Here is a 12606-nt window from a genome sequence, read left to right as displayed (position 1 = left end):
TACCCGTTTTTTGGTAAAAAAACGTTATGAAAAAAATTATTCCGGGCATTCTGGTGCAACCTTTCTTCTTCCGGACCGTAAGGTGCTGCCTTCTCATTTTCGGGATAAATTTTCTAGCAACAAAAAAGCGCCGCCAGCTGAAGCCGTAACGACGCTTTGGATTCATAATATTTTTCAGCAGATTGGCCGGGATTAATACGCTTTGCCCCAGTACACCATGGACTTGGCCGGTTTTCCGCAGCAAACACAGGTGTCGGAAATGTGTTCCTGCTCAAACGGGATGCAGCGGGAAGACACGCCAGCGACCTCTTTCAGCTTTTCCTCGCAGGCTACGTCGCCGCACCACATAGCCTTAATCAGGCCAGGCTTGTTATCGGCGGTTTCCTTCATCTCATCCAGCGTTTTAACCGTATAGGTCATATTTTCACGGCGTGCAAGCGCGGATTCGTACATTCCCTTGCAAACCAGCTCAAGCTGCTCCGCAATAGCGCTTTCCAGGTTTTCCAGCGGGACAAAAATCTTTTCGCGGTCATTGCGGCGCACCAGCACACACTGGCCCTTTTCAATATCTTTCGGGCCGATTTCCAGACGAAGCGGAACACCCTTCATCTCATATTGCGCAAACTTCCAGCCGGGGGTCTGGTCGGAATCGTCCAGCTTTACGCGGAACTGCTTTTTCAGCTGTGCCTGCAGCTCCTTCGCCTTTTCCAATACACCGGGCTTATGCTGAGCAACCGGAACAATCACAACCTGAATCGGTGCAACAGCAGGCGGAAGAACCAGTCCGTTGTTGTCTCCGTGCGTCATGATGATGCCGCCGATGATACGGGTGCTCATGCCCCAGGAAGTCTGGAATGGATGGCAGAGCGAATTGTCCCTGCCCTGGAAAGTCACGTTGAACGCCCGGGCAAAGCCGTCGCCGAAATAATGGCTGGTTCCGGACTGCAGAGCTTTGCCGTCGTGCATCATGGCTTCAATCGTATAGGTGGCTTCCGCTCCCGCAAATTTTTCCTTATCGGTTTTCCGGCCCTTAACAACCGGAATCGCCAGCTGCTTTTCGCAGAAGTCGGCGTACACGTTCAGCATGCGCTCAGTTTCGGCTTTCGCCTCTTCCGCTGTTTCATGCATGGTATGGCCTTCCTGCCAGTGGAACTCGACGGAACGCAGGAACGGACGGGTCGTCTTTTCCCAGCGCACCACGGAGCACCATTGATTGTACAGCTTTGGCAGATCACGCCAGGACTGAATCACCTTGGCGTAATGCTCGCAGAACAGGGTTTCCGAGGTTGGGCGAACACACAGTCTTTCCGTCAACTTTTCGCTGCCGCCGTGCGTAACCCAAGCAACTTCTGGCGCAAAGCCCTGCACATGATCCTTTTCTTTATTCAGCAGGCTTTCTGGAATAAAAAGCGGCATGGACACATTTTCGTGCCCCAGCTCCTTGAACTCCGCATCCAGGATCTTCTGGATATTTTCCCAGATGGCCCAACCATACGGCTCAATCACCATGCAGCCGCGTACGCTGGTGTAGTCCATCAGCTCCGCTTTCTTCACAATATCGGTGTACCACTGTGCAAAGTCTTCCTCCATGGAGGTGATGGCTTCCACCATCTTCTTCTGTTCTGCCATGTAAATTTCTCCTTGATTTCTAGGGACATTTCTGAAAACAAAAGCTCTGCCGAACCCGCCGCAGGAAATGCGGTATACGGTTCCACCCGAGCAGGAGTTTTCAAACCGCCCCGAATTATTGCAATGATCTAAAAAGCAAAAAAGGTACAGCCACCCCGCAGCCCAATCCGAGAAAGGGCGGCGGGGTTCATTTCATTCAATATGTGCTGTTCTATTTATAAGAACACGTCTGTTTATATTCTCCCCATATGTGAGCTGTACCGTACAAAAACCGCCAAAATGGCGAAGATAATTATTTTTCTTTATTGCTGCCAGTAAACCGGTTCAGAAGCACAATGACAAGATAAATCAGGAGCATTACGACAAAAATGCCGAGCATTCCCTTGCCCATCAGTTCAAAGGACTTGGTAATATCCGCATTTTTGACTTCTCCCACCACGCTGGTAAACGCGGTCAGAAAGTTCCAATTCAACAGGTTCCCCATTTACATCATCCCCCACATTCTGGCAAGATTCAAAATAATGCCGCCTGCAACCACCGAACCGATCTGGCCGGCCACATTCGCGCCGACCGCGTGCATCAGGATATGGTTCTGGTTGTCTTCCTTGAGCGCCATTTTCTGAATGACGCGTGCGGACATTGGGAACGCGGAAATTCCTGCGCCGCCAACCATTGGATTGACCTTTTTATTGTGCGGCAGGAACAAATTCAGAACTTTAGCAAACAGCACGCCGCCAATGGTATCAAAGATAAAGGCGACCAAACCAAGCACCATAACCACCAGTGTGCCGGGTTTTACAAACACATCGGCACGCATTTGGAACGCAATGGTGATGCCAAGCAGAATCGTAATGAGGTTCGCAAGCGGACCCTGTGCTGTCTGCGAAAGGGATTCCAGCTTGCCGCACTCGCGGATCAGGTTGCCAAACATCAAAAATCCGACCAGAGCGACGGAATCCGGCGCCACCAGTCCGGCAATCATCGTGACGATAATCGGGAAAAGGATCTTCGTTGTTTTGGAAACCGACTGTGGGTTATAGGGCATACGAATCATGCGCTCGTGCTTTGTGGTAACCAGTCGAATTGCCGCCGGCTGGATAATCGGCACCAGTGCCATATAGGAGTACGCGGCAACTGCAATCGGGCCGATGTAATTGCTTTTCAGCACCTGAGAGACCAGAATCGAGGTTGGGCCGTCCGCCGCGCCGATTACTCCGGTCGCCATGGCGTCTTTCAGCGGGAAGCCAAGCAGCACAGCCATGCACACGGTAAAGAAAATACCGAACTGCGCCGCGCCGCCGAACAGCAGCATGCGCGGATTGCTGAGCAGGGGGCCGAAATCGATCATTGCGCCAATGCCAATGAACAGCAGCAGCGGGAACGCTTCGGAAACAGAGATTCCTTTTTCAAACAGCCAGCGGATAATTCCGTTGTCCCCAATGACGCCGCTCAGGGGCAGGTTGACTAGAATCGCACCGAAACCCATCGGCAAAAGCAAAGCAGGTTCAAAATCCTTCTTGACCGCAAGCCAGATCAGCACCGCACCAATCAGCCACATTAAAACCATTTGCCAGGTAATTGCGGTTAATCCGGCGGTTAAAAAACTCAAACCCTCCAACGACTCACAACTCCTTTGTTTAATCTGCCAAAATTTTTGCGGATAAACTACGTAATATTATATCGGAACGCGATTCCCTTTTCAAGGGCTTGTTTCATTTCCCTGTAAAAAAACGGTTTTTCTGGTCCGCTGCTGGGGGAAAACATAAAAAATCCGCCGTGCAACGCACGGCGGTTAGCGGAATAACCACTTTATACATTTGCCTCAATGTACTTAACCAGTTCACCGACCGTCCTGATATTGTCAATTTCCTCATCGGGAATTTCGATTTCGAATTCATCTTCGATCGACATTAAAAGGTCTACCACATCCAAAGAATCCGCACCCAAATCTTCCGAGATGTTGGTATCGGGGGTAATGGAATCCTCTTCTACATCGAATTGCTCGCTGAGGATTGCCTTCACTTTTTCAAAAACCATGTTTCACCCTCCTTACTAATTAAGATATCGGCGTACGGGAAACGTTATTGTTTATGTGGACAAAAGAAACCAAATTATGATACAATTGCCACAGTAAAAACGAGATAAATCGCTCCGCCCTTTTTTGCCTAACCACATATTATTAGCAAACCCCGACTTTGTCAATATCTTTTCCATCATTTTTTATTTTCTTTCCTGTGAGGTAATCTGTTATGAATACCCAAAAGCAGAATCGGTTTGCGGTAATCGGGCATCCGATTGCCCACACTATGTCTCCGTTTATCCATTCGCGTCTATTCTCTCTAAGCGGCAAAAAAGCGCAGTACTGCGTACTGGACCTGCCATCGCCGGCGGACTGCCTGAGTGAGCTGAAGCAGCTGGATGGATTCAACATAACAATTCCCCATAAGCAGACGATTATTCCATATTTGGACGCGCTGGATCAAACCGCGTCTTTTTTTCATTCCGTCAACACGGTGAAGCAGGAAGGCGGCCGATTGACCGGCTTTAACACCGACGGAACCGGGTTCTGCAAGGCGCTTGAGGCGGCGGGCATTCCGCTGAACGGGCACACTGTCATTCTGGGTGCAGGCGGCGCCGCGCGGGCGCTTGCATTTGAAGCGGCGCTCCAGGGCGGCACAGTTACCGTTGCCGCCCGTGAACACAGCCTGGAAGCGGCACGGCGGCTCTGCTGTGACCTGGAAAAAAAAATTCCCGGGGTGCACGCAGACGCGCGAAAAATGGATCAGCTCCGCGGGCCGATCGACCTTCTGGCAAACGCGACGCCGGTCGGCATGTACCCGAACACCGGAGTAAGCCCCGTCCCGCGGGAAATCATCTCGCAGGCATCCTGCGTGTTCGACGCGGTTTACAACCCAAACGAAACCGCCTTTCTGAAACTGGCGCGGCAAAGCGGAAAAAAAGCCGTCGGCGGCATGAGCATGCTGGTCTGGCAGGCGGCCGAAGCGCATAGAATCTGGTACGGGGCCGAATTTGACCCGGAGGGGATCGCGCAGATTTGCAGTGACGCGGTCATCGAAAGGAAACGGGAGTTCGGCAATGTGATTTTATGCGGTTTTATGGGCAGCGGCAAGACCACCGTTGGAAAACTGCTGGCTCGGGAACTCAACCGGGAGTTTATCGATTTGGACCAGTGGATTGAGAAAAACGAGGGCATGACGGTAGCCGAAATTTTTGAGCGGCGCGGGGAGCCGGAATTCCGCCGTCTGGAGCGGCAGGCCGCTGAAACACTCGGGCAGAAAAGCCGTCTGGTCATTGCGGCTGGCGGCGGCACGCTGACGAACCCCAGCAACGCTGCCGCATTACGGGAAAACGGCATCATCGTCTTTCTAGATGCATCTTTGAATGCCGTGCGCGCGCGGCTTCAGGGGGACAAAACACGCCCCCTCCTCGCCGGACCAGACCGGGAAGAAGCCATGAAGCGGCTGTATACAGAACGCACGGAACTTTACCGCGCGGCGGCAGACTTCACCATTCCGGCGGACCAAAGCCCGGAGGAGACCGCCGCAGCAGTCAAAGCACTCTTCCAGAAAGAGCAGGAATAAAAACATAACAGCAAAAGCCCGCGGTTTTACAGCCGCGGGCTTTTGTAAAAATGCGTTGGTTTCCGATTTATTTATTGGATTCGGGCGGCCATTCACGCCGCCCGAATCCTTATTCTTCTATAGTTTCAAGGTCTTCCGAATAGAAACGGAACCGATCCTTGCCGCTTCGTTTCGCTGCGTACATAGCGATATCTGCCTTGTGGAACAGCTCGTGGTAATTCCTGCCGTCCCTGGGGTAAAGCGCCACCCCAACGCTGCAGGAAAACGGGCAGACAACTTTGCCGTCCGACTGGGTTCCACGGAACAGGTCGTTCAGAATTCGGGATTTCAAAGACAGAATTTTCTGGGATGGTATGTTTTTCAGGAATACCACAAATTCGTCGCCCCCGATTCTTCCTACCACATCCTCTTCCCGGAACTGCTCTTTCAGCTTAAGCGCGATTTCTTCCAGCACTTCATCCCCGTAAAGGTGGCCCAGCTTGTCATTTACGGTTTTGAAGTTATCAATATCGATGACAAAAAGTGCATGACGCTGTTCCGGGCTGCTCTCTAAAATCGCCTTGTCGATCAGCTCGGTGGTGGTCACGTGATTGTAAAGTCCGGTCAAAAGATCGCGTTCCGCCTGCTCCCGCAGACGAAGCGTTTCGCGCTTCTGTTTGTCGGTATCGGTGAAAAAGACGATGAGGCGCACGGACCCGTTACCGTCGCTCCGAACAATCGTGCCGCGCACCCGGTGCCAGCAGTAACGGCCGCATTTTGTTTTGAGACGATATTCCCCAATGTGGGTGTCCCGGCCATCGTGCAGCGCCGCGCTTAGATTGGCAAGGGCACGCGGGCGGTCCTCCTCATAAATAAAATCCGTATTTCGCAATTTTTCAAAATAATTTCCGCCATTAATTTCAAAATCAAATCGCTGCCGGAAAGATGGCGAGCAGTAAACTCGTTTTGTTTTGAGGTCGTAATCGAAAATGGGATCCGCCGCCTGTTCCATAATAATGCGGTAACGCTGCTCGCTTTCGGCCAGCTCCGATTCCGCACGCCGGATTGCCTCAAGCTGCTCCTGCTGGAGCTTTTGGCTGCGCCGTTCCTGCGTAATGTCGTTTAACACCATGCAGAAATATTCCTCCCCGCGCGCCTCCTCGGGCCGCATCAGCCCAATGCGTGCAGACACCCAAATATGGTGTCCGTCTTTTGGGTACAGCTTCAAAGTGTGGTCAGCAAAGCCGCCCTGGCGGAGCTCATCCCCCAGTGCGTCCCAGTCGGCAGCAGAAGTATCGCGCAGAACACCGCCCGTTTCGCCGCCCAACAGCGACTGAATTTCCCCGGGCTGATATTGCAGCATGCGGTAAAAACTTCGATTGGCATATGTAATTGTCAAATTTGCGTCGTGCCGGCAGCATAGGATTCCGCTCGCGAGGAAATCCGATATGGTTTCCAAGCGGACCGGAGGTGACGAGGCGTCGTGCATACTTTGGCTCCTTTACATTTTGTGAAATACGGCATAAGATATCCTGTACTCATTCTCTAGTATTATTCTAACAAAATTTGATAATATAATCAATTATTACTTGAGTTTTATCACCATTTTGGTGTAATTTGTTAATTATAAAATAATTATTAAAATTATCCCCGTTCAATATTGACAGAGAAGTCATTCTGTATTACCATTTTAAACAAGATTATTAAAGGAGTATTGCGATGAGCTTCATTGCCGCTACTGCACGATTTACAGGTTATGGTTACCCCCGCTATTTTTGGCGTGGGCTTTTCGTGCATGCAATGAAACTGACTGCAAGCTTTTACGTGTGAAAAAATCAAGCCGGATACGCCCACCTTTTGGGCACTGAAAAACGGTTGATATTTTTAGCGGAGCTGATGTCAGCTCCGCTATTTTTTTACACTTTCATGTCGAACCGCTGACGCGGTTCTGGGGAACCTACCCACAGCACAACCGAAAAATTTTTGGAGGAATGAAACATGATTATCGTACTGAAACCGGGGTGTACCACAGAACAGACCGAGGAGTTTGCCCAATCACTGGAAAACGAATACCACATTAAAGTAAACACCTGGGTAGGAACCCAGAGCACCGTACTAGGACTGATTGGGGATACTTCCGTGATTGATATTGATTCCGTCGCTGCACAGGAAATTGTGGAAAGCGTAAAGCGGGTTCAGGAGCCTTACAAAAAAGCGAATCGGAAGTTTCACCCGGACAATACCATTATTACACTTCCCAACGGGCAGAGCATCGGCGGGAACGGTCTTGCCCTGATTGCCGGGCCGTGCTCGGTAGAAAGCGAAGAACAGATCTGCGGTGTGGCGCAGCGGGTCAAGGCGGCGGGCGCACAGTTTTTGCGCGGCGGAGCCTTTAAACCGAGAACCTCGCCCTATGCGTTCCAGGGGCTGAAAGCGGAAGGACTGGAACTGCTGATGGAGGCCAAAAAGCAAACCGGGCTTCCGATTGTTACAGAACTGATGGACGTGCGCCACATCGAACTGTTTTTAAAAGACGGGGTTGACATCATCCAAGTGGGCGCACGGAACATGCAGAACTTTGAACTGCTGAAGGAACTGGGAAAAATCGACCGTCCAATTCTGCTGAAGCGCGGTCTTTCCAACACCATTGAGGAACTGCTGATGAGCGCAGAATACATTATGGCGGGCGGAAACGACAAGGTCATCCTGTGTGAACGTGGAATCCGCACATATGAAACCTACACCCGGAATACGCTCGACATTTCGGCGGTACCGATTCTGAAAAAGCTTTCCCACCTTCCGGTTGTGGTCGACCCAAGCCATGCTTCCGGCATCTCCTGGCTGGTGGAACCGCTGGCCCTCGCGGCCGTTGCGGCAGGTGCCGACGGTTTGATTATTGAAGTACACAACAACCCTTCCAAGGCCCTTTCGGACGGCGCACAGTCCCTGACACCGGATCAGTTTGACCGAGTGGCACAGCGGGTTAAGGCGGTGGCAAAAAGCTTTGGAAGAGTAGTAGATTAAAGCGTTAAAATCTGATATAATGGTTCACAACATTCAGATATATCGGCAACGTGCCGAAAAACCGAAGAGAATTTACAAAATATCAGATTGGGGGAATGCCGCGTGAAAAAAAATATCGTCATTGTGGGGCTGGGACTGATTGGAGGATCGCTCGCGAAAGCGTTCCAAAAGTATAGTGAATGCTCGGTGGTAGGAATCGACCGGGACAAATCGGTGCTGAAAGCCGCCCTGGAAATCGGTGCCATCGATAAAATCGGAACGGATGATGACATCCGCAGCGCAGATGTGCTGTATTTGTGTCTCTACCCACAGGCGGATATCGATTTTGTCACCGCGCATCTTTCCCTGATCCGTCCCGGATGCCTGGTTACGGACACCTGCGGCATCAAGTCGGCAATCTGTTCCAAGCTGCCCCAAATCGCGGCAGAAAACGGATTTTCCTTTGTGGGCGGGCACCCCATGGCGGGAAAAGAGCAAAACGGCTTTTCGGCAAGCGACGCGGACCTGTTTTTGGGCGCAAGCTACCTGATTGTCCCCTGCGGTGCCCCGGCACAGGCCGTGGACCTGCTGAAAGCGATTGCCGTGGAACTTGGGTTCGGCGGCACGGTGGTGACCACGCCGGAACACCACGACAGCATGATTGCGTTTACCAGCCAGCTCCCCCATGTGCTCGCATGCGCTTATGTGATGAGCCCGCGTTGCCCGGAGCACAACGGGTACTCCGCCGGCAGTTACCGCGACGTTTCCCGGGTAGCAAATATTAATGAAACGCTCTGGACCGAGCTGTTTATCGATAACAAAACACACCTGACGGAAGAGCTGGATACCCTAATCGGCCATATTACAGAAATTAAGGACGCGGTGGCGCGCAGCGATGCGGAAACGCTGCGTTCCCTCCTGCGGCAGGGCAGACTGGTAAAAGAAAGGCTTGGTGAATAATGGAACTGACGGTAAAAACCTCCCATCCTTATAAAATAAGGATTGAAAGCGGCTGTCTAAATCAAGTTGGCATGCACGCGGGGCAGCTGTTCCCCGCTGGCGCAAAAGCCATGATCGTTGGCGATACGAATGTTTTGCCGATTTACGGCGATGCGGTGGAACACGCGCTGACACAAAACGGATTTTCGTGCTTCCGGTTCACCTTCCCAGCCGGGGAGCAATCCAAGCGGCTGTCGGTGGTGGAACAGATTTACTGCGCGCTGGCGGACAGCCGGTTCACCCGGAGCGACTTTATTGTGGCGCTGGGCGGCGGCGTTACCGGCGACATGGCGGGCTTTGCCGCCGCTACGTTTCTGCGCGGCATCCGGTTTCTTCAAATTCCCACTTCCCTGCTAGCGCAGATTGACTCCTCCGTGGGCGGAAAAACCGGTGTGGACCTGCCGCAGGGCAAAAATCTGGTCGGCGCGTTCCACCAGCCAAGCCTGGTGCTGATCGACCCACAGACGCTTGCCACACTGCCCCCGCGCTATTTTTCTGACGGGATGGGGGAAGCGGTGAAATACGGCTGTATTAAAAGCCGCGCGCTGTTCGACCTGCTCCGCACTGCCGGGGAAAACGTGGGTTCCGACCCGGAATTTCTGGAAAAAATGATTACCGACTGCGTCGATATCAAACGAGAAGTCGTGGAACACGACGAACTGGACACCGGCGAGCGTATGCTTTTGAACTTCGGCCACACGTTCGGCCACGCGCTGGAAAAGCTGTATGACTTCCGGAAGCTGTCCCACGGGGAAGCCGTCGGCATCGGAATGGTGATGATGACCCGGCTGAGCGAAAAAGCGGGCCTGACCAAACCGGGCACTGCGGATGAGATTGCCGAGGTTCTGCAAAAGTACCAACTGCCGGTTTGTGATGAAATGGGGCTGGAAAAGATTTTTGAAGCGACCGCGGTCGATAAGAAAAGCAACGGGCATTCCCTCCGCGTAATCCTGCTGAAAGAAATCGGCAGCAGCCTGATTCAAACCTACAGCAGAGAAGAATTTTCCAAGTTCTGCGGGCTAAAGGACGGTATGTGGCATGAATGAAAACCAAACGGTCACCATACAGCCCGGCGTTCTGAACGGCAGGATTCTTCCCCCGCCCTCCAAAAGCGCCGCGCACCGCGCAATCATTTGTTCCGCTCTTGCGGGCGCAGCCGCACCGTTTTCCCAGGAAGAACCGCTGAGCGAGGACATTTTAACCACCTTGCGCGCCATGCAGGAGATCCGCGCTTACCGCGGCGGCACACTGCAAATTGACTGCGGGGAATCCGGGTCCACCCTCCGCTTCCTGATTCCGGTCGCGGCGGCGCTCGGCATCCCGGCGGAATTCACCGGCCGGGGCAGGCTGCCGGAACGCCCGATCGGCGTGTATGCCGAGTGCCTTCCAGCGCACGGCGTTTCGTGCACGACCGCCGGGGGACTTCCACTGACCATTCATGGGCAGCTGCGCCCCGGAACGTTTCCCGTTCCGGGCAACATCAGTTCCCAGTTTATTACCGGACTGCTGCTCGCCCTTCCGCTGCTGAACGGCGACAGCGAGCTGCTTTTAACTTCTCCGCTGGAAAGCGCGGGATATGTGGACATGACGTTGGAAATTCTGCACGACTTCGGCATTGCCGTGGAGCGAACGGAAAACGGCTGGCACGTTGCGGGGAACCAAACCTTCCGCACACGGGAATACCGTGTGGAGCGTGATTGGTCCCAGGCCGCGTTTTTCCTCGCAGCGGGCGCGCTGGGCGGCTCTATCACGCTGGAGGGACTGAACCCTGCTTCCGCACAAGGAGATCGCGCGGCGGAAACGCTTTTCCATGCGTTCGGGGCAAATGTACACTGGGAGGGAACGCTTCTTTCCGTTTCCCCGGGGAATCTGCACGGCGTCGAAATCGACGCGGCGCAGATTCCGGACTTAGTTCCCGCGCTGGCAGCCACCGCAGCGTTGTGCGGGGGAACAACCCGCATTTACAACGCGCGGCGCCTGCGCATCAAGGAAAGCGACCGGCTCGCCGCCATGGCGGACGGACTGAACCGGCTGGGCGGCAGGGTTACGGAACTGCCGGACGGCCTGCTGATTGAGGGCGTGCCGCGTCTGCGCGGCGGTTCGGCACTGGGGTATAACGACCACCGCGTGGTAATGGCACTCTCCATAGCGGCATTGAACGCTGACGCGCCCGTGACGATTACCGACGCGCAGAGCATTCGAAAAAGTTACCCGTCATTTTTTCAGGATTTTCAAGCATTAGGAGGGAAAGCCAATGTCATCCACATGGGGGAATAAGATTAAAATATCGATTTTCGGGGAAAGCCATGGAAAAGCGATTGGCGTAGTGCTGGACGGCCTGCCTGCAGGGGAACCCATTGATTTTGACGCCGTCGCACTGCAAATGGCTCGGCGCGCCCCGGGCCGGGACCGCTCCAGCACGCCGCGCAGGGAAGCCGACCTTCCCACCGTTTTAAGCGGTATGCTAAACGGAAAAACTACCGGGGCGCCGCTCTGCGCCATCATCGAAAATACCAGCACCAAGTCCGGCGACTATGGAAACCTCGATATTGTGCCAAGGCCCGGTCACTCCGACTACCCCGCGTTTGTCCGCTATGAAGGGTACAACGATGTCCGCGGTGGGGGGCATTTTTCCGGACGGCTGACCGCCCCGCTTGTGTTTGCCGGCGCCGTATGCCGCCAGATTTTGGAACGGCGGGGCATTCTCATCGGCGCGCACGTTGCTTCCATTTCTACGGTTCAGGACGACGCCTTTGACCCGGTGCAGATTCCGGAAGAGCTGATTCGCCGTTTGTCTTCGGTTTACTTTCCCGTCCTGCGTGCCGGGGCAGAAGCTGAAATGCGGCAAGTCATAGAGCAGGCGCGCCTTGCGCTCGACAGCGTGGGCGGCGTGGTGGAATGTGCCGTCATCGGCCTGCCCGCCGGAATCGGCGGGCCGCTGTTCGGCGGAATCGAGCCGATGCTTGCCTCCATGCTGTTCGGTATTCCGGCGTGCAAGGGCGTGGAGTTCGGCGCCGGGTTCGGCGCGGCGCAGCTGCACGGCAGCGAAAACAATGACCCGTATGAAATCACGGAATATGGCGAGATCCACACTAAGACAAACCACGCGGGTGGAATTCTGGGCGGAATTTCCACCGGTATGCCGGTCGTGTTCCGCGCCGCGTTCAAGCCGACCTCATCCATCGGCCGCGAACAGGACAGCGTGAATTTGCAGACAGGCAAAAACACCAAGCTGAATGTACATGGCCGCCACGACCCCTGCATTGTTCCGCGCGCCGTTCCAGTGGTGGAAGCCGCCGCTGCGATAGCGCTGCTAGATATGGTACTATAGGGTTGCTTTCCAATAAAAGTGTTCCCATTGTCAAAAAGGCGGGACTGATTTTCGTCCCGCCGG

At 53.8% G+C, this 12606-nt stretch carries 11 protein-coding genes; 6 read left to right on the top strand and 5 right to left on the bottom strand.

The features are described 5' to 3' along the window. Positions 1–192: 192 nt before the first annotated feature. The 4 genes from proS to acpP form a co-directional block, all read right to left on the bottom strand. A complete protein-coding gene (proS, locus tag ACSVDI_RS03585; protein WP_457944805.1) occupies positions 193–1629 on the bottom strand; it encodes a proline--tRNA ligase in 1437 nt (478 codons plus the stop codon). A 292-nt stretch (positions 1630–1921) separates the two neighbouring features. Then, entirely contained in the window at positions 1922–2113 is a 192-nt protein-coding gene (locus ACSVDI_RS03580; RefSeq protein WP_457944803.1) for an OadG-related small transporter subunit, read from the bottom strand. Continuing rightward, the gene (locus ACSVDI_RS03575) at positions 2114–3196 is read right to left on the bottom strand and encodes a sodium ion-translocating decarboxylase subunit beta (RefSeq protein ID WP_457945595.1); all 1083 of its coding nucleotides are present in this window, start codon (positions 3194–3196) and stop codon (positions 2114–2116) included. It abuts the gene before it with no gap. A 242-nt stretch (positions 3197–3438) separates the two neighbouring features. Further along, positions 3439–3666, bottom strand: a complete 228-nt coding sequence (acpP, locus tag ACSVDI_RS03570) for an acyl carrier protein (RefSeq protein ID WP_457944801.1) — start codon at positions 3664–3666, stop codon at positions 3439–3441. Positions 3667–3878: 212 nt separating this feature from the next. Between acpP and aroE the strand changes: the two genes are divergently transcribed. Then, the gene (gene aroE, locus ACSVDI_RS03565) at positions 3879–5231 is read left to right on the top strand and encodes a shikimate dehydrogenase (protein ID WP_457944800.1); all 1353 of its coding nucleotides are present in this window, start codon (positions 3879–3881) and stop codon (positions 5229–5231) included. A gap of 109 nt (positions 5232–5340) precedes the next feature. On the opposite strand, the gene ACSVDI_RS03560 is transcribed toward aroE, so the two are convergent. After that, a complete protein-coding gene (locus ACSVDI_RS03560; protein WP_457944799.1) occupies positions 5341–6699 on the bottom strand; it encodes a sensor domain-containing diguanylate cyclase in 1359 nt (452 codons plus the stop codon). A gap of 509 nt (positions 6700–7208) precedes the next feature. Here ACSVDI_RS03560 and aroF point away from each other — a divergent pair. The 5 genes from aroF (at position 7209) to aroC (ending at position 12543) form a co-directional block, all read left to right on the top strand. After that, on the top strand, positions 7209–8234 hold the full coding sequence (aroF, locus tag ACSVDI_RS03555; protein ID WP_457944797.1) for a 3-deoxy-7-phosphoheptulonate synthase: 1026 nt from the start codon (positions 7209–7211) through the stop codon (positions 8232–8234). 102 nt (positions 8235–8336) lie between these two features. After that, positions 8337–9173, top strand: coding sequence for a prephenate dehydrogenase (locus ACSVDI_RS03550; RefSeq protein WP_457944795.1), 837 nt, complete (start codon positions 8337–8339; stop codon positions 9171–9173). Further along, positions 9173–10258, top strand: coding sequence for a 3-dehydroquinate synthase (gene aroB / locus ACSVDI_RS03545; RefSeq protein WP_457944793.1), 1086 nt, complete (start codon positions 9173–9175; stop codon positions 10256–10258). Before ACSVDI_RS03550 ends, aroB begins: the two co-directional genes overlap by 1 nt. Further along, the gene (gene aroA, locus ACSVDI_RS03540; protein WP_457944791.1) at positions 10251–11489 is read left to right on the top strand and encodes a 3-phosphoshikimate 1-carboxyvinyltransferase; all 1239 of its coding nucleotides are present in this window, start codon (positions 10251–10253) and stop codon (positions 11487–11489) included. The genes aroB and aroA overlap by 8 nt, the downstream gene beginning before the upstream one ends. Next, a complete protein-coding gene (gene aroC / locus ACSVDI_RS03535; protein WP_457944789.1) occupies positions 11467–12543 on the top strand; it encodes a chorismate synthase in 1077 nt (358 codons plus the stop codon). Before aroA ends, aroC begins: the two co-directional genes overlap by 23 nt. The last annotated feature ends 63 nt before the right edge of the window (positions 12544–12606 follow it).

It is taken from the genome of Caproiciproducens sp. LBM24188 (assembly GCF_054130445.1).
Note: the sequence above shows the minus strand (reverse complement) of the source record. Positions and strands in the feature narration are given on the sequence as shown.